The organism is Aeromicrobium changchenzhani, from assembly GCF_057586615.1.
Window position 1 is genome coordinate 679,981 of the sequence record NZ_CM172480.1, and the last position, 26,889, is coordinate 706,869.

Below are 26,889 nucleotides of genomic sequence, written 5' to 3' on the forward strand. Positions count from 1 at the left end.
CGAGAGGCGGTATTTGTGAGCCCGGGAGACGATGGGGGAGTGATCCATAAGTATTCGCCGGCTTTCGCTGGCATCGTGGCAATTGGTGCTGGCCTCGCCAGCACCGAATTGCTTGCCGGCTTGCTTAAAGTCCGGGCCTCTCCCGTTGTGGCGTTGGGAGAAACCGTCATCGCCTGGACGCCCGGTGTGATCGCGCACAAGATTATTTCGCTTGTCGGTCACGCAGACAAAACGCTGGCGATTGCGAGCGTCGTCGTTGTGATCGGTCTCTTTGGGGCGTTACTGGGGACGCTCTGGATGCGCAGCCGAAAGCTGGCTCTGCTTGGAATACTCCTGCTTTCAGGCGCCGCTATGGCGATGGTGCTCAGCCGCCCGGACACGGGAACCCTGGTCGGTCTGCTCTGCCTAGTTGGTGGCGCGGTCACGATGGCTGGTTTGGATTCATTGACCTGGGGCCAGGCCCATGACCCCGATGGCCAGTCGCGCCGCAAATTTATCCGCAACGCCGGCATTGTTGCGGTGGGTTCAGTCGTGGCAGTCGGGATTGGCCGGTTGGCCGGTCATACCCGGGTGGTGGTCGAGAACGCCCGTGCCAAAATCAAGTTGCCGACCAGCAAGAGCGCGACACCGGCGGGCGCCGAGCTTGCCGTCGAGGGTCTGCAACCATGGCGCACTCCGCCCAAGGATTTCTACCGGATCGACACGGCACTCACGGTTCCGCTCATTGAGCCCGACAGCTGGCGGCTGCGAATCCACGGCATGGTCGACAAGGAATTGACACTCACCTATCAGGACCTGCTTGATCGCGGTTTGACCGACGCCTGGGTGACGTTGGCCTGTGTTTCGAACGAGGTCGGCGGCAACTTGATCGGCAACACGATGTGGAGCGGGGTTCCGATCAAATCGATCCTTGATGAGGTCGGCATCCAGGCCGGTGCCGACGCGCTCCTCTCGACCTCTCAGGACGGCTGGACCGCTGGCACCCCGCTCGCCGCACTGACCGACGGACGCAATGCTCTGCTTGCAGTCGCTATGGATGGCGAACCGCTGCCGCTCGAGCACGGTTTTCCGGTACGACAAGTGGTGCCTGGTCTGTATGGCTATGTGTCTGGGACCAAGTGGGTAACCGATTGGGAGATCACGAAGTTCTCCGACTTCAGGGCGTATTGGACCGACCGCGGCTGGTCAGCGAAGGGCCCGATCAAGACCGAGTCGCGGATCGACACCCCGGTCCGGCGGGCCAAGGCAGGCACCGTCAAAGTTGCCGGGTCCGCATGGGCGCAACACCGCGGAATCAATGCTGTCGAGGTGCGGGTTGATGGCGGGCCATGGTCGCAGGCAGAGCTCGCAAAGGTCCCGAATCTCGACACCTGGGTTCAGTGGGTATGGGACTGGGACGCGACTCCCGGTGATCATCGACTTGAGGTTCGCGCGACGGATGCGACCGGCACCCCGCAGACGTCACAACGTGCCGACGTCGTGCCCAATGGGGCAAGCGGCTACGACGGTCGAGTCGTGACGATCACGACCTGATTGGTCGCAGCTCGGCCGGAGGGTGCGACGCATGTTAAGGGTGCGGTATTTTTCCCGATACCCTTGACCTGTGACTCTGCGCCTCTACGACACCGCTTCGAAGGAAACCCGCGACTTCGTCCCGCTCCGTGCCGGACACGTGGGGATCTATCACTGCGGGCTCACGGTTCAAGGTCCGCCGCACATCGGCCACATCCGCAAGGAAGTCGTCTTCGACGTGCTGCGTCGCTGGTTCGAATCCAACGGCTTCGAAGTCACTCTTGTTGCCAATGTCACCGACATCGAGGACAAAATCCTCGCCAAGGCGGTCGAGCAGGACACTGAATGGTGGGCCATCGCTTATGCCAATGAGCTGGAACTCCACAGCGCATACGCGACGCTCGGCTGCAAACCGCCGACGTATGAACCGCGCGCGACCGGTCACATCCCAGAAATGATCGTAATGATCGAGACCCTGATCGATAGGGGGCATGCCTATCCGGCCGCGAACGACTCCGGTGACGTCTACTTCGATGTACGCTCCTGGCCCGCATACGGCGAGCTGTCACACCAATCGATCGACGACATGCTGCCGGCCGACGATGCACCCCCGGAGGGCAAGCGCGATGCTCGTGACTTTGCCCTATGGAAGGGGCACAAAGCCGGCGAACCCGAATCGGCTGCCTGGCCGACTCCGTGGGGGCGTGGCCGGCCCGGCTGGCATCTGGAATGCTCCGCGATGGCAGCCAAATATCTCGGTGTTGAGTTTGATATCCATGGCGGCGGACTCGATCTGCGTTTTCCGCACCACGAGAACGAACTCGCCCAGTCACGTGCCGCCGGGCAACCGTTCGCACGGTTGTGGATGCACAACGCGATGCTGAATCTGTCGGGACAGAAGATGGCCAAATCGGTCGGCAACACGATGATGGTCAGCGAAGTCGTCAAGCGGGTACGACCGATTGAATTGCGCTATTACCTGTTGGCCGCGCACTACCGCTCGATCATCGAATACTCCGAAGAATCGCTCAGCGAAGCGGCTGTGGCGTTCTCACGGATCGAAGGATTCGTGCAGCGGGCCACCGAGGTCACCGCAGATGTGGATGTCTCGCAGGGCATTCCGTGTGCCGATTTCGTTGCTGCGATGGACAATGATCTGGCCGTTCCAGCCGCTCTGGCGGCGATCCAAGAGGTGATCAGCGAGGGCAACAAACTCCTCGCGGCGGGTGACTCCCCGGCCCTTCGGGGTGCGCTCGGATCGGTTCGGGCAATGCTCGACATCCTCGGGATCGATCCGCTCGACCAGGTCTGGGCCGGCGCAGAGACCGACAACTCATACAAAGAATCGCTCGACGTCCTCATCGGGGGACTGCTCGAGCAGCGCCAGCAGGCGCGTGCCACCAAGGACTTCGAGTCCGCCGACCGCGTGCGTGACCAGTTGGTCGCCGCCGGCGTCGAGATCGAAGACACAGCACAGGGACCGCGTTGGTCCGTGGGAGGAAAGAACTGATGGCCGGCAATAGTCAGCGTCGTGGTGCGATCAAGAAGACCGGCAAGGGCAATCCAACTGCCGGTTCGGGTGGCCGCGTTCGTCGCGGTCTTGAGGGCAAGGGCCCCACGCCCAAGGCCCACGAGCGACCCAATCACAAGGTTTACAAGATGAAAACTGCCGCCGAGAAGCGCGAGGCGGCTAAGCCCAAACGCGGCAAAGGCGAGCAGGCTGAATGGGTCGCCGGACGCAACTCCGTCGTTGAGCTTTTGCGCGCCAACGTCCCAGTCCGCACGCTGTATGTCGCCGAGGGCACTGACCGTGATGAGCGGATTCGCGAGATCTTCCGGCTTGCCGCTGACCAGCACGTTTCACTGTTGGAGATTGGCCGGGTCGAGCTCGACAAACTCACCGGGGGAGCAGTTCACCAGGGCATCGCGGCCAAGATCGATCCGTACGAATATGCGCATCCCGATGAATTCATCAAGGCCGCACATGATCTCGAACAGGATCCACTGATTGTCGTACTCGATAGCGTGACCGATCCGCGTAACCTCGGCGCGATCATCCGCTCGGCAGCCGGTTTCGGCGCGCATGGCGTTGTGATTCCGGAGCGCCGGTCCGCCCAGATGACAGCGTCGGCTTGGAAGGCGTCGGCCGGTGCCGCGGTGCGGGTGCCGGTGGCGCGGGCGACCAATCTGGTCCGTCAGATCAAGGCTTATCAGGATCAGGGCCTCATGGTCATCGGCCTTGCCGCCGATGGCGAGGTGTCGTTGCCTGATCTGGATCTCGCCGATGGGCCGCTCGTGGTCGTCGTTGGCAGTGAGGGCAAGGGAATCGGCCGGCTGGTCTCAGAGAATTGCGATCTGCTGGTGTCGATCCCGATGGCTTCGACGCTCGAATCGCTCAACGCCGGTGTCGCGGCGGGAATCGCCCTCTACGCGATTGATCAAAAACGCCACTGACCCATCTCGTCGATGGGCGGTGCCTCAGCCTGAATCCACCGATGTTGATCTGGGGTTGAGTGCGTCGTAACACGAGAATGCCCTCGTGTTGCGGGAAAATTGGAGCTGCTTAAGGTTCCAAATTCCGCGACACGAAGGACATCTCGTAAATGCAACTCTCTCATAAACGCCACGCTGTTTCAGCCTCGTTCGATGATCCGAATCTCGTGTCGGCCGCAGGTCTGGTCCCGGTTGTCAGGTTGGCCGAATCGGCGGGGCTTCGTGATCTGGCTGACAAACATCTGAGTGTTCCCACCGACAAGGGCGCAAATGCGGGTCTGAAGGTCATGTCTTTGGTTGCGGGGATGGTCGCCGGGGCTGACTCGATCGATGACATGGGTGTCCTTCGCCACGGCGGCATGAGGCGCCTGTTCAAGCATGTCTATGCGCCGTCGACGTTGGGGTCGTTCCTGCGAACGTTCACCTTCGGTCATGTCCGCCAACTCGACGCGATTGCCTCCCGCTTCCTGAAGGCACTCGCCACGAAGACGCCGCTGATCGCTGGTCTCGACGATGGCGACGACTATGTGATGGTCGACATCGACGACACCATCGTCGAGGTCCACGGCTATACCAAGCAGGGTTCTGGTTACGGCTATTCCGGTGTCCGCGGGCTCAACGCAGCAATCGTGACAGTGTCGACGAAACTGGCCGCACCTGTGATCATCGCCCAACGCATGCGCAAAGGCGCCGCGAACTCTGCGCGGGGTGCATCCCAGTTGGTCGCCGAAGCCATGTCAACCCTGAAGAAGCTCCAGAGGGCAGACACTCCGGGCAAGGTTTTGCTGCGCGCCGATTCAGCATTCTATGGCCATCCGACAATCAGTGCAGCGATCAAAACCGGCGCCGATGTGTCGGTCACGGCCAGGCTGGACCCGGCCGTCAAGGCCGCGATCACGGCCATCGGTGAGACCAACTGGCAGAAAATCGAATACACCCACCCGGTCTTCGACCAAGACACCGGCGAATGGGTGTCGCGGGCTGAGGTCGCCGAAATCGAATTCATCGCTTTCGCGTCACAGAAGAAAGCCCGCCATATTGCCGGGCGGCTCGTGGTCCGCCGAACCCCCACCCTCAACACCCAGGCCAAGAACGGCCAGTCCACGCTGTTCGACAGTTGGCGGTTCCACGCCTTCTTCACCACCAGCGATCTGGGAACCGTGGACGCGGACAAGACCCACCGCCAGCACGCGATCATCGAGCAAGTCCACGCCGATCTGAAACACTCGTCGCTGGCTCATCTGCCGTCAAAATCGTTTCCCGCGAACAGCGCCTGGCTGGTCCTGGCCGTGATCACATTCAACCTCACCCGCGCATCCGCAACCCTCACCGGACCGGGCCTGGCGAAAGCGACCACCGCCACGATCCGACGCAAACTCATCACGGTTCCGGCCCGAATCGCTTCCTCGGCCCGACGGATCGTGCTGCATTTGCCCGAAGGTTGGCAGTGGGAAACGGCCTGGAACGAACTACACAATGCCATCGGCTGCGGACCGCCAACACCGGCCGCTGCCTGACCATCCAGCCAACCGGCGCGACACGAAAACCCAGTGGACAACACGGACAACGAGGTCCGCCAGCCCCTCCTGCCCAAACGTCGACCCCGTCACCAAAATCAGAACCGACCACTCAAACGATGGGCATCGGTGGATTCAGGCTCAGCAACCTAATCGATGCGAATTACGTTGCTGAGGCACCGCCCAGACGGGTTAGCCGAGGATTCGGTCGAGATAGGCGTTGCTGAATAGTCGCGTTGGATCCAATTGATCGCGGATGGCGACGAAATCGTCGAAGCGGGCATAGCGGTCACGGAAATAGTCGGCGCCGAGGGTATGCAGTTTGCCCCAATGCGGACGACCCTCATGCGCAGTGAAGATCGACTGGGCGGCATTGAAGTAGCGGGTGTAGTCCGAGCGGAAGTATTGGTGCACCGCGACATAGGCGTTATCGCGCTCGTGCCCGGCCGACATCCAGACATCATCGGCGGCAGTGAAGCGCACTTCGATCGGGAAGCTGATCTGTTCGTGGCCGGCATCGAGCCAGCTGCGTAATTCACTCAGCACGTCCACGAGCGAATAGCGCGGCACCGCGAACTCTGACTCGCGGAACTTGACCCGCCGTGGTGACACGAACACCTTGTAGGAGTCGTCGGTGTATTCGCGGGCCGACAACATCGACCCAGAAAAGTTGTTGATTTGCGGAATCAGTGTCGGCCGGTGGCGCCCAACCCGGTTGATGACATCGAAGGCTTCGTTGCTGAGGAATTCATCGTCGAGCCAATGCTTGAACCGGCCGATCGGCTGCCGCTCGGTCCCGCCGGGCACGCGGTTGTTGCGTTTGATGAGTGCCTTCTCCGTGTGCGGGAACCAATAGAACTCGAAATGATCATTGTCGGCGATGAGTTCATCGAGCCGGTCGAACACTTCGGGAAGCGCCATCGGTTCCTCGCGGGCATGCAGCAAGAACGCGGGTACGCATTGCAGCGTCACTTCGGTGATGATGCCGAGTGCGCCGAGCGTGACGCGGGAGGCGCCGAAGAACTCATGTGATTCGTCGATTTCCAGAACATCGCCGGTTGCGGTGACCAGTTGGACGCCGACGATGGCCTTGGCGATGCCGAACAGTTTACCGCCGGTGCCATGGGTCCCGGTGGAGACTGCGCCAGCGACTGATTGCGGATCGACATCGCCGAGATTGGGGAACGCCAACCCGTGGCCCTTCAAGATCGGGTTGAGATCGCGCAGCGAGATGCCGGCCTGCACTCGTACACGATTGTGCTCAAGGTCCCAGCCGATGACATTTCGCATGCGATCCAAATGCAGCAGCACACCATCGGTCACGCCGATCGGGGTGAATGAATGACTCGCCCCGACGGCTTTGACTTTGTGACCAGCGGCAGCCGCGGCGCGTATGAGCGCAACGACCTCGGCGGTGCTGGCCGGGTGGGCCTCTGAGACGGGGTTGGCGGTGGCGCATTGGCCCCAATTGGTCCAGCTGGTCATCCGAAATTTTTTCCTTCGCCGCGGTAGGTGGGAGTCGTCGTTCGCGTGCCAGCAGCATCGATCAACTCGACCGAGTTGAAACGCTCGCACATTTCGCCGGCCTTCGCGTAGCGCATCCAGACGTGATCGCCGATCGACAGGGCTTTTGCTGCCTTGCCTTTGACCGGGGTTTGGACCTCGCCGCCGCCCTCGGTGCCGATCAGTGTCAGCCCGGCGGGCCAGGTCGGTGCCGGTTGACGATTCTTGTTGGTCGGGCCAGAGGCGATGTAACCACCAGAGAACAGCGTTGCGATGTTTTTGGCCGGTTTGCGTACGACCGACAGCGCGTAGAAAGCGGCGGCGCGTGGTTCCCAAGCGTCATAACCGTCAAACAAAGTGGGGTTGAAGAAACCGGATCCGGCGGTGAGTTCGGTGATCACCGGATCGGCGCCGGTGACCTCGAGGCTGCCGGTCCCACCGGCATTGATGATCTCGAGATCGGCGTGTTCGCGGACCGCGGTGATGACCTTCGTACGACGTTCGAGCAGTTCGGCGCCGGAACGGGACTTGACCAGCTTCACGGCCTTCGACGAATCGGGGAGACCAGCGATCTGTGCGTCGTAGAACATGACGCCGATGAGGTCGAAGCCGGCCCGTTTGGCGATCGCGGTGGCCAGTTTGTTGACCTGTTTGACGCTGTGGACGGGGGAGCGGCGAACGCCCAGGTGGAGTGGGCCGATTTTGAGCGAGCAATCGACGTCGAGGCAGACTCGAATCGGCGGGTGATTCGCGCCGATCACACGGTCGATAAAGTCGAGCGAATCGAGGCTGTCGACCATGAGCGTGATGGCGGCCCGGCGCTGGTCAGTCGCGATCAGGTCCTGGAGTCCCGCGCGATGGGTGGTCGGATAGGCCAGCAGGATGTCGTCGATCCCGTTGTCGGCGAGCCAGATTGATTCGGCCAGTGAATAACTCATGACGCCAGCGAAACCGTCGCGCGCGAGCGCCCGCTCGATGATCGAGCGCACCCGTACCGACTTTGAGGCGATACGAATCGGCACGCCACCGGCACGTCGTACGAGATCGTCGGCATTGGCCCAGAGCGCTGGTTCGTCGATGACGGCGATTGGTGTGTCGAGGTCGGCGATGGCCTGGTCCAGGCGAGCGAATACGTCTTTCATATGGCCAGTATGCCGTGTGATGGGCGGTTTATGGGGCTATCTCCTGCTATGTTGGTCTTCTGACTAGGACAATTGACCAAGATCGTAAACCTAGCATGCGGCGGCCGGGTAGGGGAAGCATTTAGATGGCGCGGATGACCGTGGATGAGCGTCGTACCGAACTGGTCGAGGCCGCGTTTCGGGTTATGGCGCGGGAGGGTGTTTCGGCCGGTACAACGCGCGCCATCTGCGAAGAAGCCGGCATGGTGCTCGCCACCTTCCATTATTGTTTTCGTTCGCACACCGAAATGCTCCGCGAGCTCATGGCCATGCTCGCCGCGAAGGAACGCATTGCTGCCGAGGGTGCGATGCAGCCGGGCGCAGATCTGGTCTCGGCACTTCGCCAGGCCGCGCACGGCTATCTGGCTCATCTCGAGCTCGATCCGGGCCACGAACTCGTCCTATTCGAGCTCAATCACCATGCGCTCCGTACCCCGGAACTGCGCGACTTGGCCGACGAGCAGTACCGCCGCTACTACGAATCAGCGACCAATATTTTGCAGACCGCGGCGGACATCACAGGTTTTTCGTGGCAGCTTGAACTGCCGGCGCTGGCCCGACTCGCCGTGTCAATGATTGACGGGGTCACCACGACGTGGCTCGTTGATCATGATTCTGCTGCGTCACTTGAGGTCATCGATGGCTTTGTTTCATACCTCGCAACGATGGCGATTTCGAACCCGGCTGATCCTTCGTTAGGATGACTGCGCGGCTTCGGTCGCACGCCTCTGTAGCTCAGTTGGTAGAGCGCCATACTTGTAATATGGATGTCGCGGGTTCGAATCCTGTCGGAGGCTCCAAGTGGCTGGAACTCAAGCGCCGGGAATCGATCGTTCGTCCGTAATTGATCCATGCGCGGCCACATGCCGCCGGTGCCGATGCCACAGAAGCAGCCCGCCGACAATGAAGATCGCCAGCAGTGCGGAGCTGGACCGGCCCAGCCACGTGGCGGTCTGCTGGTAAGAGTTGCCGGCCTCGTAGCCGATCAGGGTGACACCGAGTCCCCAGATAAGCCCGCCGGCGGCGTTGAAAAGGAAAAAGCGCCGCCACGGCATACGGCTCAAGCCGGCAAGTCCAGGCATCACCGCACGCAGAAAAGCGGTGAAACGGCCAAGAAAGACTGCCCAACCGCCGCGCTCGCGCAGCCGTTCCTGTGCGGCAGTCAGCCGTTCGACATGCCGTCGGAGGATCCTAAAACGCAAGATCTGCGGGCCGAACTTCACGCCGATCCAGTAGCCGGCCCCGTCGCCAATGATGGCGGCGGCGACCACGATGAACCACAGCGTGGTGAGCGAAATCCCGCCCGTGGAGGCAAGCACGCCGCCAAGGAACACCGCGGTCTCGCCCGGCAGCACAAAGCCGACGAACAATGCCGCCTCGGAGAAAACGAGCAGCGCAATCAGCCCATAGGCGAGCGGAGCGGGTACCGATAGGAGCAGCGAGTGAACGCTGCTCATCAGGCGTCCACGCGAGCTCTGCTCATGTTCGCAATTCTAGGGCGCGGCACCTGAGTAAACGCTGCGAACGAAGCGCAATTCCATAATTAGTTGATTGCGGCAACTAAGTGATATGGTTGACTTCGGCAACCAATTGGGTTTTGACTCGTCGAGTTGCCAACCAATCTTTTGCAATGTCTTCCGAGGAAAACTCCGTATGAGCACTGAACTCCAAGAGCAAGCCGAGCCGCAATCGGCCACAGGCTCCGTGTCGATGACGCACCGCGAGGTGCTGTTGGCACTGTCTGGCCTGATGTTGGCAATGTTCGTCGGCATGCTGTCGTCGACCGTTGTCTCGACCGCACTTCCTAAGATTGTGGCCGATCTCCACGGCAGCGAATCTGGCTACACCTGGGTCGTGGTGGCTTCGTTATTGGCGATGTCGGCCACGACGCCGATCTGGGGCAAACTCGCCGATTTGTTCAGCAAGAAGGCACTCACCCAGGTCTCGCTGCTGGTGTATGTCGGCGGCTCGATCCTCGCCGGCCTCGCTCCGAACATGGGCGTCTTGATTGGTGCTCGGCTGCTCCAGGGTGTCGGTATGGGTGGCATCATGGCACTCGTACAAATCGTCATCGCCAGCATGGTCACCCCACGTGAACGCGGGCGCTACTTCGGCTACATCGGCGCAGTCTTCGCGGTCGCGACGGTCAGCGGGCCGCTCCTCGGCGGTCTCTTGGTTGATGCGACCTGGCTAGGCAAGATCCTGCCAGGATTTATGGCGGGTGACGCCTGGCGCTGGTGCTTCTATGTAGGCATTCCATTCGCAGTCGCCGCGTTTATCGTGCTTCAGAAGACGCTGCATTTGCCGACGATCAAGCGTGACGTCGCGATCGACTATGTCGGCGCCACCTTGATCACCAGTGGCGTGTCGGTGCTGTTGATTTGGGTCTCGCTCGCCGGCACGCAGTTCGGCTGGGGTTCGTTCACCACCGTGTGGATGCTTGCGCTGAGCGCAGCGCTGCTGGTCGGCTTCGTATTCGCCGAACTGCGGGTCAAAGAGCCCATCATCCCGATGCACCTGTTCAAAGACCGCACGATCAGCCTCGCGGTGTTTGCCTCGATCATGGTCGGCGTCGCGATGTTTGGTTCGACGGTGTTCCTCGTCCAGTACTTCCAGATCTCGCGCAGCATGTCGCCCACCCACGCTGGGCTCATGACCCTGGCATTGGTCGGTGGCCTACTCGTCTCCAGCATTGTCTCGGGCCGAATGATTGCCGCGACTGGCAAGTGGAAGCGCTACCTCGTCGGCGGCAGCACGTTGATGGTGATCGGCATTGCGCTGCTGAGCACGATCGATCCGCAGATTGGCCTGTTCCGTGTCGGCGTCTACATGGCGATCCTCGGAATCGGTCTCGGTTCGGTCAACCAGAACCTCGTCCTCGCGGTCCAGAACAATGCGGCTCAGGCAGACATTGGCGCGGCCAGCTCATTGGCGGCCTTCTTCCGTACGATGGGCGGTTCGATTGGCGTCTCGGCGATGGGCACAGCATTGGGTCACAAGGTCAGTTCCGGTACCGCTGAGGGCTTCGCTCGGCTCGGCATAACCCCGCCGAAGGGCACCGGTGGCAGCAAAATCCCGGATATGGAGACATTGCCAGACAAGGTCCGGCCCATCGTCGAGACCGCATTTGCTAATGCGACGGGACATATCTTCTTACTTGCCACGCCATTCGCCCTGCTCGCGTTGATCGCGATCCTGTTGATCCACGAGGTACCGCTGCGCGACACGATCGAACGTGCGGATGAACTCCAACCGCAGCGCGTCGACGTCACCGGCGAGCAGGCCACGAGCTGATCGGTATGACTGAGCTCATCGGTGTGACTGCAACGAAGGTCGAGACGATGCGCGGCCTCGAGCGTGAGGTTCGGGCGTTGATCGTGCGGATTCGGCGCAAATCGTTGGCGAATGCCCGAATTATCCATCCCGATTTGCAGGCTTCCGCCTATTCGGTCCTGCTCTTCATCGCCGAGAATCGGTTGACGCGGGCATCGGAAGTGGCCGAGGCGCTCGATTTGGATAAGGGTGCAGTCAGCCGCCAGATCGCGCACCTGCAGGAGTTGGGGCTCGTCGCACGTAACTGCGATCCAGCCGACCGTCGAGTTCAGACTCTGCAACTCACCGCCAGTGCGCAAACGCGAATAGATGCGATGACCGAGCACCGTAAGAGTGAGATTACACGTCGACTCGATGAGTGGCCCGCGGGCGATCTGGCCGATTTTGTCGTAAAGCTGGGCCGCTTCAACACCGCGTTCGAGCAGTAAGTGACCAGCCGCAGGCTCTGATTGCGTGCGGCCACATCCCAATGGCACACTAATACCAACCGTTCGTTCAGTAATTGAAGGATCGTTGCCGTTGGGGGCCGATGACTGTCACCGCCGAGTCTGAGTTGCACGACCATTTCGATGCGACGATTGCTCGCAGTCAGCGGATCGAGCCGCGTGATTGGATGCCTGAGGGCTATCGCAAGATGCTGAGTCGGCAGATCGCCCAGCATGCGCATTCGGAGATTATCGGGATGCAGCCTGAGGGGGCGTAGATCACCAGCGCGCCGTCGTTGCGGCGCAAGGCGATCTTGTTGGCGAAGGTGCAGGATGAGGCTGGCCACGGCATGTATCTCTATTCGGCCGCCGAAACCCTCGGCGGCTCGACGGCCTGCAAAGCGTTGTATCGCTGCGCCGGATGATCGATGGCCGCGACCATCGACGCAGCTATTCGATCTGTGCACCGGCAAGTCAGAGCCCGAGAATCGGTGTTCGCGAGGTCTCAGATGGAATGTCTTCCCGCTGGCTCGTCCGAGACCTCAAGGTCGGCGACGAAGTCGAGGTCCAACGACCGACCGGCGCCTTCCCCGCGGACCCGCAGCCGTCGGTCCGCCATGTCATGATCGCGGCCGGCTCCGGTGTCACCCCGATGCTCTCAATCGCGGCCTCAGTTCTGGCCAATGAAGGTACCCAGGCGACGCTGTTCTACGGCAACCGCAAGTCGAGCACGGTGATGTTCGCTGAGTCGCTGGCTGAACTTGGCGTGCCTGAAGAGCACATCCACCGGGAACTGTTCTACGTCGATGAGCCACCGCCCACGCTGCGCCACCAAGATGTGGCAATTAGCGGCGACACGAGCGATGTCACGATCATCCTCGAGGGCGAGGTTGACATGCGCCGCAACTATGCCCTTGAGAAGGCGGAGGTCGCCGAAGGCTTCATCCTGACCTGCCAGTCGTTTCCTTGCAGCAATAACGTCACCGTCGACTTTGACCGTTAATCGCGTGGGCTCGTCGTCGCTGTCAATCCGTCGAAGGCCAAAGCGGTCAGCGCTTTGGCCACCGAACGCGCATCCTGATCGCCGTTGGGGCGGTACCACTCCGCGAGTGAGTTGACGAGACCCAAGAGCAGTCGGGAGATAAGTTCGGGCTCGATATCGCTGCGTAACGACCCCTCATCAACAGCGGCCTTGACGAGCGTTGCGAGCTCGGCGTCGATTGCGCGGCGGCGACGAAGCGCGGTCAGTTCGACATCGCTATTGCCGCGGACCCGCAGCAGCAATGTCACCGACGGCAAATGTTCGATTAGCACTTCAACGCTTTCGGTGACGACCGTGCGCAGTCGTTCATACGCACTGGAAGCGTCGGCCGCTGAGCGTGCGGTCTCGACCAGCTGGGTCAAACCGTCGAGCGCATCGTCCAGCGCGGCTTCGAGTAGATGCTGCTTGCTGGGCACATGGTGGTAGATCGCCGACTTGGTGAAGCCGAGTTCCTTCGCGAGATCTTCCATGCTCGTACCGTCGTAGCCGCGCCGGTTGAACACCTCGATCGCGGCCTTGACCACGGACTCTTGGTCACGACCCGGACGTCCACGACGGGCGGGCGGTTTCTCGTCAGGACTCATGGGCCAAGAATCCCACACCGAACGATGCTCGTGCACATACTTACCAAATGGTCAGTAATCGGATTATGCTGGCGCCATGTATGACCTTGCGCCCAACCCCAGCGATCTTGAGCCGATCGAGACCGCATCGATCGATGAGTTGCGTTCGCTACAACTGGAACGCATGAAGTGGTCGCTGCACCATGCATACGATCATGTCGATCATTATCGGCGGGCGTTCGATGCGGCGGGAGTGCATCCAGATGACTGCCGCGAGCTCGCTGATCTGGCGAAGTTTCCCTTCACGACCAAGGCTGATTTGCGCGATAACTATCCGTTCGGGATGTTCGCGGTGCCGCAAGATCAGGTGGCGCGGATCCACGCGTCCTCGGGTACGACCGGCAAACCGACAGTCGTGGGCTACACCGCCGAGGACATTGCGACGTGGTCGAGCCTGATGGCGCGCAGCATCCGTGCTTCGGGCGGACGGCGCGGTGACACCGTTCAGGTGTCCTACGGCTACGGATTGTTCACCGGGGGACTTGGCGCGCATTACGGTGCGGAGGCATTGGGCTGCACGGTCATACCGGTCTCGGGCGGGATGACCGAACGGCAGGTGCAACTCATCACCGATTTCAAGCCGGACATCATCATGGTGACGCCGTCATACATGCTCAGCATCATCGACGAGATGGAGCGGCAAGGTGTCGACCCGCGGACGACCTCGTTGAAGGTGGGGATTTTTGGGGCTGAGCCGTGGACAAATGACATGCGGCTCGAGATTGAAGGGCGCCTCGACATGCATGCGGTCGACATTTACGGTCTGTCTGAAGTGATGGGCCCGGGGGTTGCAAATGAGTGCGTCGAGACGAAGGACGGCCTGCATATTTGGGAAGACCATTTCTATCCCGAGATCATCGATCCGGCCAGCGGTGACGTGGTGTCCGACGGTGCGGATGGTGAGTTGGTTTTCACCTCGCTGACGAAACAGGCGATGCCGATCATCCGCTATCGGACGCGTGATCTGACCCGGTTGCTGCCCGGAACGGCACGCACAATGCGCCGGATGGAGAAGGTCACCGGCCGCAGCGATGACATGATCATTCTGCGTGGCGTCAACCTCTTCCCGACGCAGATCGAGGAGTTGATTCTGCGAACGCCAGAGTTGTCGCCGCATTTCCAGTGCGTTTTGACGCGGACCGGCCGGATGGACGATCTGACGGTGCTGGTCGAACGGCGCGAATCGGTAGCAATGACCGCGGCTTCAGCGGCCGGCGAAAGGCTCCGGCGACTAGTCAAGAGTGCGATCGGCGTTACCGTGATAGTCGATGTTGTGGACGTCGGTTCGATTGAACGCTCCGTCGGCAAGATGAAACGCATCGTCGACAATCGGCAAGCTCGATGACCGGGGTCGGCCCCCGCGCCTGGCTGGTGCGCCGGTTCGCGTTCGGCTGGCGGGCATAGAATGGTTTGCGGGCTGGCCGATCCCCGCCCTATTTTATGACCGCGTCGGGAGGACAATTGTTACTCGGCAAGACAGTTGCCGCGATCTTCGCGACCGGAACTCTCATGGCGGCATGTAGCCTCGCCACCGGCAGTGATCTCGACATACAGGCCTCGACCCAGACCGTTGGTCCGGGGCAAGCAATTACCGGAAAAGTCCTCAACCCCAGCGGCAAGATCGTCGTTGCCATGCAGGATTTCGCTACCCACGAGATTCTGACCTGCAACTACCGCTCGAACAAGAAGACTTTTTCTTGCCCGACGCCAGCCAATCAGCAGGGGTTGTTTGTCATTGGCGCCACCGATACTGGGCAGCGGAAGCAGAAAACCGCGAAGGTTCCCGTCGCAGTAACGGCAATTCGGGACTATGCGCCGCAGGTATCTGTGCAGAGCAAGGCCAAAGCCGGTCAGGACGTGGTTGTTTCGCTGTTGATGTGGGGCCCACGTCGTGGCGTGACGGTTAAGGTCTTCGACGCATCGCACAACGAAGTCATCAATCGGCGGGTCACCACAGATGCCTCGGGAAAGGCGTCGGCAGCATTGGCCAATCTGGCCGCCGGCGACTATCAACTGGAAGTGAGCGACAGCCTCTGGACCGTGGGCGGAACGTTCGGCCCGAAGGTCAGCCTCAGCGTCGCCGGTTGACTCAGCCCACCGCGTCCACTTCGGCCGCAGTAGCGTCCTCATACGGCGCGTCCTTATCCACGCCGGCATCGATCCGTTCATTGATATAACGCAGCAATTCGGCGACCGACGCGGCGACGGGAACGGCTAAGAAAGCGCCGGTAATGCCGAATAGCGTGCCACCGGCAGTGACCGAAAGCAGGACGATCCCGGCATGCAGATTCATCGACTTGCCCTGCAGCCACGGCGACAAGACATTGCCTTCGAGTTGCTGCACGGCGATCACGACAAGCAGGACGATTATGGCGTCCTTGGGGTCATTTGTCACCAGCGTGACGAGCACCGCCAGCGCGCCGCTGACGAACGCGCCGACAATGGGAATGTAGCCACCGAAGAAGGTCACGACGGCTAGCGGAATCGCTAATGGGACGCCGACGATGACCATGCCTGTACCGATGATGAGCGCATCGATGAGAGCGACGAGTGATTGTGTGCGGATGAAGCCACCAAGCGTGTTCCATACCCGGCTGAACACCTCAACGGTATGGTCGCCGGCGCGCTGACCACTGAGGTTTCTGAGCCAGGGCAAGAACCTGTGGCCGTCCTTGATGAAGAAAAACGTCAGCATGAGGATCAGGACCAGGTTGACGATTGCGGACGTCGCGGCACCGATTGTGGAGAATACGCCAGTTCCGATCGTCGTGGCGCTGGACTGGATCTTGTCCTGCAGCGCGGTGATTGCGCTGCTGATCTGTCCGTCGGACAGGCCGAGCGGACCATCGGTGAGCCAGTCGCGGACTTTTTGCAGTCCGTCGGAAGCGCCGCTTGCGATCTCTGTGGACTGACCGGCGACCTGCGGGGTGAGAATCGCAATCACGCCGACGAGCATTCCGATGAAACCGAGGGCGACAGTTGTGGCAGCGACGGCGGAGGGCCAACCCTTTTTGCGCAACCAGGTGACCGGCGGGGCGAGCAGCGTTGACACGATCAAGGCCATAGCAACGGGAAAGAAGACCACCCACATGTGGCCAATGGCCCACGCGAGGATGAAGATCGCTGCCGCGATCGCCACGATCCGCAAACTCCAGCGCTGCATGTAGGCGAAGCCGTCGTCAATGACGACGGCCCGGTCGCGTGTCTTCTTCTGATCAGTCACACGGGTTAGCCTAACGAGTTTGCTCAACTTTTGATGCTTTGACGCCGACGTCGTTGGCGCTAATCAGAGTGCCCAGTCGATCGGCTGGGCGCCTTGCTCGACAAGGAGTTGGTTGGCGCGGCTGAACGGCCGCGACCCGAAGAACCCCTTGGTTGCCGACAGCGGACTGGGATGCGGCGATTCGATGCGCGGAGTGTTGCCGAGCATAGGTGCAAGACTTTGTGCATCACGGCCCCACAGAACCGCGACGAGCGGCTGCTTGCGGGCAACTAGGGCACGGATTGCCTGCTCGGTGATGGCCTCCCAACCCTTGCCGCGGTGGCTGGCTGCTGCGCCGGGGCGAACGGTGAGCACCCGGTTCAGCAACAAGACACCCTGCTTTGCCCACGGGGTCAGATCACCGCTGACCGCTGGCAGTAGGCCGAGATCGTCGTTCAATTCGCGGTAGATGTTGGTGAGACTTCGCGGTAGCGGTCGTACATCCGGCATTGTCGAAAATGACAAACCCATGGGGTGTCCCGGGGTGGGATACGGGTCCTGGCCGGTGATCAGAACTTTGACGTTAGCCATCGGCTCGGCAAAAGCACGCAAGATCGCCTCACCTGCTGGGAGATAGGCATTGCCGGCGGCGATCTCGGCGCGGAGAAATGCACCCATTTTGGTGATGCCGTCGGCTACCGGCGCGAGTGCTTCGGCCCAGTCAGGGGCGACGAGGTCGGGCAGATTCATACCGTCGTCTCCTTCGCCGCTCGGGGTCGCAATGCGGTTGGCGCAAGCAGACCACCGGCCAAGCAACAAATTATCGGTACAACGAAGGCAGTCGTTAACGGAACCCAATCGGTGAGAATGCCAATGATCGCTGGTCCGGCGAGCAAGCCGACATAGCCGAACCCGGCGACTCTGGCGAGGTATGTTCCCGAAGCTGATTGATCAAGGTTGCCGGCGGCGCTAAAGAACTGGGGGACACAGCCAGCCAGCCCGATACCGAACACCGCCCAAGCGGCAATCGCCAGCGGAGCGGTGGGGGACAACGCGACGCCGATCATGCCTGTGGCGCCGATCAGTGCGGCGATCTGGACATAACGCGCCGGGCCGATCCGGTGGACGATCCGGTCGGCGATCAATCGGATCACCGTCATGGTGATCGCGAAGGCGCCAAACGCCCAGGCCGCGATCGTCTTCGAGGCGTTGAGCGAATCGTGCAGATGGACCGTGCTCCAGTCGTATGCGACCCCTTCGGACAACATCAGCGCGAACGCGAGGAGGCCGAGGATGAGCACCCTGCTCGTCCACGGTGCCCGCAGTCCTTCGTGCTCGGGCGTAACCGTGCCGACCTGCAACAGCGAACTCTGTACCAGCAGGATCACGACGATCCCTGTGAGCGCCGCAGCCGATAGCGACACCCTGATGTCGACACCCAAGCCAATCATCACACCGCCGACGATTGCGGCGAGCAGATTGCCGAGGGAAAAGAAGGCGTGGAAGGCGCTCATGATCGGTCGAGCGAAGGTGCGTTCCACCTCAACCGCCTGCGCATTCTGGGCGATGTCGATCATGCCATTGCAGAAACCGAGTAGACCGAGCCCGATCGCCAACGGTATGAGGCTCTGTGCGAATGCGGGGCCCAACAGCGTGAGGCTCAACAACACCCCGGCGGCTGTCGAGACGGCGCGGCTGCCGAAACGGTCAGTCAGGCGGCCAGCCAACTGCATACCGACCAGCGCGCAGACCCCAATCAGCAATAACAGGTAGCCGAGAACGGTGGTGCTGATGTCGGCCCGCTCACGGATCTCGGGGATATTGACGACCCACATGCCGAGTACGAATCCGTTCAGGACGAATAGCGCAAAGGTCGCCTTTCTCGCTCTCGTGTTCGGCACAGGGTGAGCGTAACTCGCTGCGCGACTTGGCCACTAGACTGTCTCAAAGTGTCAGCCATTGCCTCCTACCGCGAACTCATGCGGATCACCGGACCCGCCTACATCGTCGTAGCTTTCCTCGGGCGGATTCCGCTTGCCATGAGCCAGATGGGCACACTTATTCTGCTCAGCACGACGACCGGCCGGTATGCGCTCGGCGGCGCTGCGGCCGGCGCATTAGCCGTCGCAAATGCCGTTGGTGCTCCGCTCGCCGGCGGGCTTGCCGACCGCATTGGGCAACGCCCGGTGGTGCTCGTTCAATCCATCCTCGGTGGGCTGGGACTGGTCGCGTTAGTTGTGTCGGCACATGAGTCTTCCGCGCCGGTGTCAATCGCGATTGCCGCTGCCGCGGGTTTCGCGATGCCGCAGGTTGGTCCGCTGGCACGCGTGCGTTGGCAACCGATCACGCGCGATGCTGGTGATCAACGGCGACTCGTCGATGCTGCATTCTCGTATGAGGGTGCAGCCGATGAGGCATCATTCGTGCTCGGCCCGGCGCTGGTCGGTGTCCTCGCAGTCCTCGCCGATCCGGGCGCTGCGCTCATCATCGCCGCGGTAATGGTGATCGCTTTCGGTTCGTGGTTCGCGATTCATCCGACTGCGGATCTGACGTATCAACAATCGAAGGGACAGATCAGCACAGGTGCGGTCGTCACGCTCGCTTTTGTGGTCCTGCTCTTCGCTCAAGTTTTCGTCGGCATGATTTTCGGTGCAACCCAGACCGGCGCGACGGTCCTGGCCACGAGCGAAGGGCAGCCGGGCCTCGCCGGCATCATCCATTCGACGCTGGGGATCGGGAGTGTGATTGCCGGGCTTGCCGTCGCCGGGCTGCCAGCTTCAATTGGCTATGAGAAGCGTGCGCTGGTGGCCGCCGCAGGGCTGTTCGTATTGTCATCGCCACTGCTTTTGGTCGACACGATCGGGCCGCTCATCGCGGCCGTCAGCTGCATGGGCTTCGCGGTGGCTCCATATATGATCAGCAACTTTGCGCTCGGCGGAGCCATCGTCCCGGCCTCTCGGGTCGGCACAGCGATGACCCTGTTGGCCGGAGCGACCGGGGTCGGGTACGCGCTGGGGTCTTCGATTGCCGGTCGATTGGCCGATGGCGGTGGGCATACTCCGGCTTTTGCCGTGACCGTCGTCGCCGGTGGCCTGGCCTTCTTCTCCTCGCTGGCATTTCAAAAGACCTTGCGGAAAGCCGCTCTCGCCTGCGTCAGCGCCTGAGCCTCAGCGCACCGCAGTCAGAGCCTCTTTCGCAGCTGGCCACTCGTCGTCGAGCATCGAGTAGGTGACGGTGTCGCGCCAACTCCCGTCGGGACGGATGCGGTGTTTGCGCAGGACGCCTTCGCGTTGAGCACCGAGGCGTTCGATCGCGGCCTGACTGCGGGTGTTGTTGATATCGGTGTGCCAGACCACGCGGGCGGCGTTGAGCGTCTCGAAGGCGCGGGTCAGGAGTAGCAACTTTGCCTCGGTGTTGAGACCGGTCCGCCAATAGTCGCGACCCAGCCAGGTGCTGCCGATCGCAACTGTGCGGAGTTCAGGACCGATGTCGTAGTAGGTCGTTAGGCCGGCCACCTGATTGCGTCTCTTATCGATTTGAGCCCAGACGATCGACTCCGGATTGGCGAGATAGTGCTCGACGAGAGCCTCGGCGGCGGCGAGGTCGTGCGGCCGACCAAATGGCAGCCAGTCGAAGACTGCATCGTCATCAGCCGCGGCAAGAACACCGACGGCATGGTCGGCGCGCAACGGGACGAGTCGGACTAGATTGCCGGACAATTCTGGTCGATCGAACCATTCGCTGTTGCGCATACCTAAAACGTAGTCGATGGCTCAGCGGGTCAGTCGATCGAGGAAAGCGATCAGCAGAGCCTCGCGCAGTTGCGGCGGCGCGACATCGAGCAGCGCGTTGACCGGTGCCATTCGCTCCGGTGCAGTCACCTCGCCACCGTCGCCACCTAATCCGGCCATGTGCAGCAGTCCGTCGAAGGCGGCATCGTCAAGCGTCGCCGGATCGATCGCCTGTGCCGCGGCGGCAAGTTCGGGCGCGACTTCGATCGGGCCGACGGTCACGGCGGCGGCAACCGATTCGGTCAGCGCATCCAAGAACTCCGGGACGCTATCGGCGGTTGCGGCGCATACGGTCAGGTGAAGTGAGGCCGGCATGCCGCGGAAACTCATTTGTGGTTGCACGAACCAGCCGCGGTCCAGCATCAGATCACTGATGGTGAAGACATCGCAGCTGGTATCGGCCGACAATGTGACAAGTGTTGTGTCGGGACGCACGACCAGTGCCACATGCTCAATCGCGGCGATTCCATCTGCGAGTTGGCGTGTGCCGCTGATCGTCTTGGCCACCAGACTGCGGTAGCCGTCGATGCCGATCAGATTGACCACGGCCCAAGCGGCCGCCAGCGGGCCGCCGGATTTGGTCGACTGCGTGGTGGCGTTGAGCATTGTGTAGCCGGGCCAGTCGGCGCTTGCGAAGAACTGCGACCGACGGAGTTCGGGCGATCGGTGCAACAGCAGGGATATGCCCTTGGGCGTGTAGGCGTACTTGTGTAAATCCGCCGAGATGCTGGTGACGCCGTCGACAGCGAAATCCCAAGCGGGCGCGCTGTCGACCCACGGCAACACCCAGCCGCCGATGCAGGCATCGACGTGGAAGCGAAGTCCGCGGGCCGAGGTCACAGCCGCCAGTTGTTCGATCGGGTCGATGACGCCTTGTGCGTATGAGGGTGCTGACGCCGCGACAAGGACAACGCGCCCCTCGTATGCGTTGATTGCCGTTGTCATGGCAGCGACATCGGCCCGATAGGTCACCGGATCGACATCGACGGAGATTCGCTCGACACCGAAATAATGTGCGGCCTTGTTGAAGGCTGCGTGGATGGTCGTCGGCACGATCATGACCGGGCTGGTGATGTCGGGATGGGCATCGCGCGCGGACTGGACCGCCAGCAGGATCGACTCGGTGCCGCCCGATGTCACGGTCCCCACGACGCCATCGGGGGAGTGGAACAGCGGACGAGCGAACGCAATGAGATCTTTTTCCATGGCCAACAGACTCGGAAAGGCAGTTGGGTCGAGACCGTTCGTTGATGAATACATCGCAAGCGCCTGCTTGCCGAGCGCATCGGCCTCGGCGAGCCCGGAGTCGTACACATACGCGAGCGTGCGGCCACCGTGCGTGGGTAGGTCGTTGGCACGCAGGGTTTCGAGGCGGGCGAGTAGGTCTTCAGTGCTCATTCGGTTCCCTCTGGAGTTCGGCGTCGAGTTGATAATTTCTTAATACGAGGAGGCTGAGCGCGATTAGGACGGCCGGCAGGATCGAAAAGCCGATACTGATCGCGGTCAATGCGCTGTCGGGTTGGGCGACCGCATCGCCGGTCGAGGAGACATAACCGCCCAGGGCCAGAATCAGTGCGAAAATACCTGGCCCAAGCGCCATACCGAGGGTTTCTCCTGCGGTCCAGACCCCGGTGAAGACGCCGATGCGGTTCTCGCCCGAACGGCGGGCGTCGTCGGCGGCCACATCGGGCAGCATGGCGAGCGGAAAAACCTGCGCACCTGCGTACCCGATACCGGCGAGGGCGGCCGCGACATACACGCCAGCGACGAAGCCGCCGTATGCGGAGAACAGCCCGAGGGCACCGGCCACCAGGAATCCCGACGACAAGAAATAGCCGGACCTCTTCCCACGAGTCTGGGCGAAACGCTCCCACAGCGGCGTGACCAAAAGCGCTGGTGCGATGAATGCGACGAACAGAATCGTCGATGCCGCTGCAGAATCAAGCAGATCTTTCGCGACGTAGGCAACGCCCGCGAGCATTGCACCGACACCGAGTGCCTGAAGGATGAACGTGCCGAGCAGCATGCGAAAGTGACGCGATGCCGACACAACGGACAACTGTTGGCGCAGGGAACCGGTTGCGGTCGGGGCGACGTGCTCGGGGGCTTTCGCCGTGCCGAAATAGGCGCCGAGCGTCCCGACGACGAGGAGCATGGCGATGTAGATCCCCATCAGCCGATAGCCGCGAGCAGTCGGATCGCCGCCGAATGCGTGCACGACGATTGGCGCGGTGGCGCCCGAGACCAGGATCGCCAGCGCCAAGATGACGACACGCCACGTCATGAGTTTCGTGCGTTCGGCGTAGTCAAGGGTCAGTTCGGCCGGCATCGCGACGTAGGGGACCTGAAAGAACGCGTATGCCGTCGCGCACGCCAGGAACAGGACGACCACCCAGATGCCGCCAGCGACGGGCGAGCCGGTCGGCCCCGCGAACAACAATGCAAAGCAGATGGCGAGCGCCAGTCCGCCGCGCAGCAGGAACGGTCGGCGTCGTCCTTGTGGCGACTCGCTTCGGTCGCTGATCCGGCCCGCTATCGGATTGAGGATGACGTCCCAGGCCTTGGGCACGAACACGATAAAGCCGGCAACGACGGCCGCGATGCCGAGGGTATCGGTCAGATAGGGCAGGAGCAGCAGGCCTGGAACGGTGCCGAAGGTTCCAGTCGCGACGCTGCCAAGGCCGTACCCACGCCGGACCCGGCCGGTCAGTTCTTCGCTCACCCGGTCACTCAATCACGTTCGCAGGTCTTTGTCGGCCGGAACTGGTCCCGACATGCCTATGGGAGTTGCTCCCGTGGGCGCAGGGCGGTCTGTTCAGCGGAGCTTAGACCGGGCGGAGACGCTTCTCGTGCGGGTCACGTTCGGCGGTCAGTTCGGAGAGGAAGTTATCGGCCCACCGGTCGATGTCATTTTCGATGACCTGCTTGCGCATCATTTTCATCCGCCGGCGGCGTTCGCGATCGTCCGAACGCATTGCCTGGAGCAGAGCACTCTTGGTGCCGTTGATGTCGTACGGGTTGACCATGTAGGCGCCCTTGAGTTCGGCCGCAGCGCCAGCGAACTCGGACAACACGAGGGCGCCGTCATTGTCATAACGGCAGGCGACGTACTCCTTCGCGACGAGGTTCATGCCGTCGCGCAGCGGGGTAACGACCATGACATCGGCGGCGCGGTAGAGCGCGGCCATCTCGTTGCGCGGATAGGAAGCGTGCAGATAGGTGATGGGCTGGCGGCCGATCGTGCCGACCTCCCCGTTGATGCGGCCGACAAGACGGTCGATGTCATCACGCAGGATCCGATATTGGTCGACTCGCTCACGTGACGGGGTTGCCACCTGGATGAATACCGCGTCTTCGACGTCGAGATGGCCATCTGCGATGAGTTCGCCGAACGCACGGAGCCGCTGGCGTAGGCCCTTTGTGTAGTCGAGCCGGTCGATCCCCAGGAGCACGTGCTTGGGGTTGCCAAGACTGCGTCGGATCTCGGCCGCGCGAGCATTCGTTTCGGGCCGGCGGGCCAACTCCTCGAAGCCCGAAGCATCGATCGAGATCGGATAGGCCTTGGCCAGAACCGATCGGCCGTCCGGCAGGTAGACCGTGTCGCGATGCGTCTTGTAGCCGACGCGTTGGCGTACGAGGCGCACGAAGTTCTGCGCTGCACCCGGCAACTGGAAACCGACGAGGTCCGCGCCGAGCAGTCCCTCAAGAATCTGGCGGCGCCATGGAAGTTGCTGGAAGAGTTCAGTTGGCGGAAACGGAATGTGTAGGAAGAAGCCAATCCGCAGGTCGGGCCGCAATTCGCGCAGCAGCTTCGGCACGAGTTGCAATTGGTAGTCCTGCACCCAGACGACGGCCCCCTTGGCAGCCACCTGCGCGGTGCGTTCAGCAAAGCGTTTGTTGACTCTGACGTAGGCATCCCACCACTCACGGTGGAACTCCGGGTGCGCCACGACATCGTGATAAAGCGGCCACAGCGTCGCGTTGGAAAATCCTTCGTAGTATTCCTCGATTTCAGACGCGGTCAGATGGACCGGTATGAGGTCGAGGCCATCGTACTGGAATGGCTCCAACTTCTCGTCGGGCTGACCGTGCCAGCCAATCCAAGCCCCACCGTTGCGTTGCATGACCGGTTCGAGCGCGGTGACCAGGCCGCCGGGTGACTTGCGCCATTGGACGGTGCCAGCTTCGCTGATGTCACGATCGACCGGAAGACGGTTGGCAACGACGACGAATGACGCACTGCGCGGCTTGGTCCGGCGACGTGATGATTTGCTCGCGGGCGTGGCGGCGGCCGGACTCATACTCCGATCCTAGTGGCAGCGCCGTGACAAGTGCGAAAAACCTGCCCGTGAGCGATGTGATCGATCAAAAGTGGGCACGAATTTCGTCCAGCTGTTCCATGATCGTGAGTGTGCCGTGCAGCGGCAGAAGAGGCGACTCCGTTCGGCCGGCACGTAAGCATTCGCCGACCTCAATGATCTCGTGCGCGTAACCACGGCCGATGATCGGATCGGCGAACTCGTCGAGTTCAGCGCCGTGGGCATAGGAGAATCCTTTAGCCTCATGGAAGCGCGAAGGAATTTCGATTCGGCCGGTGTCGCCGGAGATCGCGGCGCGGTTGTCCGACCAAGCGACCTGCGTCCAGGCAATGCTGGCGACCGATCCGCTCGGGTAGGTCAACGTGGCGCCACCGTTGATGTCGACCCCGCGATCTGAACACACGGCGCCTGCGCTGATTTTGCTTGGCGGACCGAGGATCAGATTGGCAAAAGTCAGCGGATAGATGCCGACGTCGAGGAGTGCGCTGGCACCGAGCGCTGGATCCCAGAGTCGTCCAGGTCCAGGCTCAGCGACGAAGCCGAGTTCGGCGCGCAGCTGGCCGACCGTGCCAAGCGCACCGGCCGCAACCATCGCTTGGATCCGTCGGACATTGGGATTGGTCCGCATCCACATCGCCTCGGCGAAGAACAATCCGCGTGACCGGGCCGCTTCGACCAGAGTTTTGCTGTCAGCCGCATTGAGCGTCAGCGCCTTCTCGCACAGGACTGCCTTGCCGGCCTCGAAACAGGTCATAACATCATCGAGATGGCGGCTGTGCGGCGTGGCAACATAGATGACATCGATATCGGGATCAGCGGCCAGTTCCGCATACGTCCCGTATGCGCGCTCGGCCCCGTGCTGGGCGGCAAATGACGCGGCGTTGCTGAGGTCGCGCGAGCCGACGGCGACGAGTTGTGCGGCCGGCACCAAAGCGAGATCGTCGGCGAATTTCTTCGCAATTTTGCCCGTGGCCAATATCCCCCAGCGAATCGGAGCGAGCGGCGCCAAAAGATTTTCCATGAATCCATCATCTCAAATGACATGTTTGTTATTCATGCTCTAGGATCCCTTGTATGAACGCTGTCGAGAAGCCGAAGTCGGGAACGGCCACCGCCGCAGAGTCCCTGTCCGAGCGCGATCGGGAGATCCTTTCACTTGAACGCCTTTGGTGGCAATACGCCGGCGCGAAGGAGCAGGCGATCCGCGACAAGTTCGACATGTCTTCGACTCGTTATTATCAGGTCCTCAACGCCCTGATCGACCGGGAAGAAGCACTTGCCTTCGACCCACTGTTGGTCAAACGCCTGCGTCGCCTGCGCGACAAACGTCAGCGCAGCCGATCGGCTCGCCGACTGGGCATCGAGCTCTGACCGGTCCGGCATTGTGGATCACCGCAGGACACCAGCTGGCAAGTCACTGACGCTGCCGGGCTGGGCGATCATCGTCAGCGCGCTCGTGTGCATTGCAGCTGCAGCGTTCTATGTCGTCTTGTTGATCGGGGGATCGGTCACCACCAGCACGACGGAAAGCGATAAGCCAACGGCGAAGCCCTCGGCGACCGTTGCACCAACCACCGCGGTGCCGTCAACGGCCCCGACCGCGACGCCATCTGCGCCGAAACCATCTGCGCCGAAACCATCAGCATCGGCGACGACCGGTCGGCCGGCCGATGATGTCGCACGAGACATTCCGATCGGGGTCTACAACAACACGTCAACTCCAGGCCTTGCCCGGACCGTGGCCGCCAAGGCAGAGGCGGTTGGCTGGCAGGTCAGCCGCACGACAAACTGGCGCGGCCAGATTCCGGCGAACACGGTCTACTACCCTGCGGGCTATGCAAAGCAGGCCGAACTCTTGGCGAAAGACCTTGGTTTCAACCGCGTGCGGCCAGCCACCGAGACGATGCAGGGCGACCAACTGACGCTCGTATTGTCCGGCCAGCAATAA

The 26,889-nt window shown here is 61.7% G+C and carries 25 protein-coding genes, 1 tRNA gene and 1 pseudogene; 15 read left to right on the plus strand and 12 right to left on the minus strand.

Annotation, left to right across the window (positions count from 1 at the left end):
• Window positions 1-15: 15 nt before the first annotated feature.
• From AC2YB9_RS03540 to AC2YB9_RS03555, 4 genes are all read left to right on the plus strand, one after another.
• Entirely contained in the window at window positions 16-1,533 is a 1,518-nt protein-coding gene (locus tag AC2YB9_RS03540; protein WP_487267380.1) for a molybdopterin-dependent oxidoreductase, read from the plus strand.
• A 70-nt stretch (window positions 1,534-1,603) separates the two neighbouring features.
• Complete coding sequence (cysS, locus tag AC2YB9_RS03545) at window positions 1,604-3,022, plus strand: cysteine--tRNA ligase (RefSeq protein WP_487267381.1); 1,419 nt, start codon at window positions 1,604-1,606, stop codon at window positions 3,020-3,022.
• Entirely contained in the window at window positions 3,022-3,966 is a 945-nt protein-coding gene (gene rlmB / locus AC2YB9_RS03550; protein ID WP_487267382.1) for a 23S rRNA (guanosine(2251)-2'-O)-methyltransferase RlmB, read from the plus strand. The genes cysS and rlmB overlap by 1 nt, the downstream gene beginning before the upstream one ends.
• Window positions 3,967-4,115: 149 nt before the next feature.
• Entirely contained in the window at window positions 4,116-5,522 is a 1,407-nt protein-coding gene (locus AC2YB9_RS03555) for an IS1380 family transposase (protein WP_487267148.1), read from the plus strand.
• 192 nt (window positions 5,523-5,714) lie between these two features.
• On the opposite strand, the gene AC2YB9_RS03560 is transcribed toward AC2YB9_RS03555, so the two are convergent.
• A complete protein-coding gene (locus AC2YB9_RS03560) occupies window positions 5,715-7,007 on the minus strand; it encodes a D-arabinono-1,4-lactone oxidase (protein WP_487267383.1) in 1,293 nt (430 codons plus the stop codon).
• Complete coding sequence (locus tag AC2YB9_RS03565) at window positions 7,004-8,167, minus strand: amino acid deaminase/aldolase (RefSeq protein WP_487267384.1); 1,164 nt, start codon at window positions 8,165-8,167, stop codon at window positions 7,004-7,006. Before AC2YB9_RS03565 ends, AC2YB9_RS03560 begins: the two co-directional genes overlap by 4 nt.
• Before the next feature lie 134 nt (window positions 8,168-8,301).
• Here AC2YB9_RS03565 and AC2YB9_RS03570 point away from each other — a divergent pair, with 134 nt between their 5' ends.
• Both AC2YB9_RS03570 and AC2YB9_RS03575 read left to right on the plus strand, forming a co-directional pair.
• On the plus strand, window positions 8,302-8,910 hold the full coding sequence (locus AC2YB9_RS03570) for a TetR/AcrR family transcriptional regulator (RefSeq protein ID WP_487267385.1): 609 nt from the start codon (window positions 8,302-8,304) through the stop codon (window positions 8,908-8,910).
• 20 nt (window positions 8,911-8,930) lie between these two features.
• Window positions 8,931-9,006: transfer RNA gene (locus AC2YB9_RS03575), tRNA-Thr, on the plus strand.
• Between the two features lie 12 nt (window positions 9,007-9,018).
• On the opposite strand, the gene AC2YB9_RS03580 is transcribed toward AC2YB9_RS03575, so the two are convergent.
• On the minus strand, window positions 9,019-9,663 hold the full coding sequence (locus AC2YB9_RS03580; RefSeq protein WP_487267386.1) for a DedA family protein: 645 nt from the start codon (window positions 9,661-9,663) through the stop codon (window positions 9,019-9,021).
• Between the two features lie 196 nt (window positions 9,664-9,859).
• On the opposite strand from AC2YB9_RS03580, the gene AC2YB9_RS03585 reads away from it, so the two are divergent.
• From AC2YB9_RS03585 to AC2YB9_RS03600, 4 genes and pseudogenes are all read left to right on the plus strand, one after another.
• Entirely contained in the window at window positions 9,860-11,500 is a 1,641-nt protein-coding gene (locus AC2YB9_RS03585; protein WP_487267387.1) for an MDR family MFS transporter, read from the plus strand.
• Window positions 11,501-11,505: 5 nt separating this feature from the next.
• Window positions 11,506-11,967 (plus strand): MarR family winged helix-turn-helix transcriptional regulator, encoded by a 462-nt coding sequence (locus AC2YB9_RS03590; protein WP_487267388.1) that lies wholly within the window; start codon window positions 11,506-11,508, stop codon window positions 11,965-11,967.
• Between the two features lie 101 nt (window positions 11,968-12,068).
• Window positions 12,069-12,389, plus strand: a pseudogene (locus tag AC2YB9_RS03595) (Phenylacetic acid catabolic protein).
• An 89-nt stretch (window positions 12,390-12,478) separates the two neighbouring features.
• Window positions 12,479-12,967, plus strand: coding sequence for a 1,2-phenylacetyl-CoA epoxidase subunit PaaE (locus AC2YB9_RS03600; protein WP_487267389.1), 489 nt, complete (start codon window positions 12,479-12,481; stop codon window positions 12,965-12,967).
• On the opposite strand, the gene AC2YB9_RS03605 is transcribed toward AC2YB9_RS03600, so the two are convergent.
• Entirely contained in the window at window positions 12,964-13,590 is a 627-nt protein-coding gene (locus AC2YB9_RS03605; RefSeq protein WP_487267390.1) for a TetR/AcrR family transcriptional regulator, read from the minus strand. The two genes, AC2YB9_RS03600 and AC2YB9_RS03605, sit on opposite strands and share 4 nt — an antisense overlap.
• A gap of 76 nt (window positions 13,591-13,666) precedes the next feature.
• Here AC2YB9_RS03605 and paaK point away from each other — a divergent pair, with 76 nt between their 5' ends.
• The gene (gene paaK / locus AC2YB9_RS03610; protein ID WP_487267391.1) at window positions 13,667-14,974 is read left to right on the plus strand and encodes a phenylacetate--CoA ligase PaaK; all 1,308 of its coding nucleotides are present in this window, start codon (window positions 13,667-13,669) and stop codon (window positions 14,972-14,974) included.
• 95 nt (window positions 14,975-15,069) lie between these two features.
• A complete protein-coding gene (locus tag AC2YB9_RS03615) occupies window positions 15,070-15,717 on the plus strand; it encodes a hypothetical protein (RefSeq protein ID WP_487267392.1) in 648 nt (215 codons plus the stop codon).
• Window position 15,718: 1 nt separating this feature from the next.
• On the opposite strand, the gene AC2YB9_RS03620 is transcribed toward AC2YB9_RS03615, so the two are convergent.
• The 3 genes from AC2YB9_RS03620 to AC2YB9_RS03630 form a co-directional block, all read right to left on the minus strand.
• Window positions 15,719-16,852, minus strand: a complete 1,134-nt coding sequence (locus AC2YB9_RS03620; RefSeq protein ID WP_487267393.1) for an AI-2E family transporter — start codon at window positions 16,850-16,852, stop codon at window positions 15,719-15,721.
• Window positions 16,853-16,915: 63 nt separating this feature from the next.
• Window positions 16,916-17,581, minus strand: a complete 666-nt coding sequence (locus AC2YB9_RS03625) for a uracil-DNA glycosylase (protein WP_487267394.1) — start codon at window positions 17,579-17,581, stop codon at window positions 16,916-16,918.
• Window positions 17,578-18,732, minus strand: a complete 1,155-nt coding sequence (locus AC2YB9_RS03630; protein ID WP_487267395.1) for an MFS transporter — start codon at window positions 18,730-18,732, stop codon at window positions 17,578-17,580. Before AC2YB9_RS03630 ends, AC2YB9_RS03625 begins: the two co-directional genes overlap by 4 nt.
• A gap of 48 nt (window positions 18,733-18,780) precedes the next feature.
• On the opposite strand from AC2YB9_RS03630, the gene AC2YB9_RS03635 reads away from it, so the two are divergent.
• On the plus strand, window positions 18,781-19,995 hold the full coding sequence (locus AC2YB9_RS03635) for an MFS transporter (protein WP_487267396.1): 1,215 nt from the start codon (window positions 18,781-18,783) through the stop codon (window positions 19,993-19,995).
• A gap of 3 nt (window positions 19,996-19,998) precedes the next feature.
• Here AC2YB9_RS03635 and AC2YB9_RS03640 read toward each other — a convergent pair whose 3' ends face one another.
• The 5 genes from AC2YB9_RS03640 to AC2YB9_RS03660 form a co-directional block, all read right to left on the minus strand.
• On the minus strand, window positions 19,999-20,583 hold the full coding sequence (locus tag AC2YB9_RS03640; RefSeq protein ID WP_487267397.1) for a GNAT family N-acetyltransferase: 585 nt from the start codon (window positions 20,581-20,583) through the stop codon (window positions 19,999-20,001).
• Window positions 20,584-20,604: 21 nt separating this feature from the next.
• The gene (locus tag AC2YB9_RS03645) at window positions 20,605-22,020 is read right to left on the minus strand and encodes a pyridoxal phosphate-dependent decarboxylase family protein (RefSeq protein ID WP_487267398.1); all 1,416 of its coding nucleotides are present in this window, start codon (window positions 22,018-22,020) and stop codon (window positions 20,605-20,607) included.
• Window positions 22,010-23,344 carry an MFS transporter gene (locus tag AC2YB9_RS03650; protein WP_487267399.1) on the minus strand — a complete coding sequence of 445 codons (1,335 nt, stop codon included), beginning with the start codon at window positions 23,342-23,344 and terminating at the stop codon, window positions 22,010-22,012. The genes AC2YB9_RS03645 and AC2YB9_RS03650 overlap by 11 nt, the downstream gene beginning before the upstream one ends.
• A gap of 103 nt (window positions 23,345-23,447) precedes the next feature.
• The gene (locus tag AC2YB9_RS03655; protein WP_487267400.1) at window positions 23,448-24,923 is read right to left on the minus strand and encodes an alpha,alpha-trehalose-phosphate synthase (UDP-forming); all 1,476 of its coding nucleotides are present in this window, start codon (window positions 24,921-24,923) and stop codon (window positions 23,448-23,450) included.
• Between the two features lie 64 nt (window positions 24,924-24,987).
• Window positions 24,988-25,962, minus strand: coding sequence for a Gfo/Idh/MocA family protein (locus tag AC2YB9_RS03660; RefSeq protein WP_487267401.1), 975 nt, complete (start codon window positions 25,960-25,962; stop codon window positions 24,988-24,990).
• Between the two features lie 53 nt (window positions 25,963-26,015).
• Here AC2YB9_RS03660 and AC2YB9_RS03665 point away from each other — a divergent pair, with 53 nt between their 5' ends.
• Complete coding sequence (locus AC2YB9_RS03665) at window positions 26,016-26,312, plus strand: DUF3263 domain-containing protein (protein WP_487267402.1); 297 nt, start codon at window positions 26,016-26,018, stop codon at window positions 26,310-26,312.
• Window positions 26,313-26,325: 13 nt separating this feature from the next.
• Window positions 26,326-26,889, plus strand: coding sequence for a LytR C-terminal domain-containing protein (locus AC2YB9_RS03670; protein WP_487267403.1), 564 nt, complete (start codon window positions 26,326-26,328; stop codon window positions 26,887-26,889).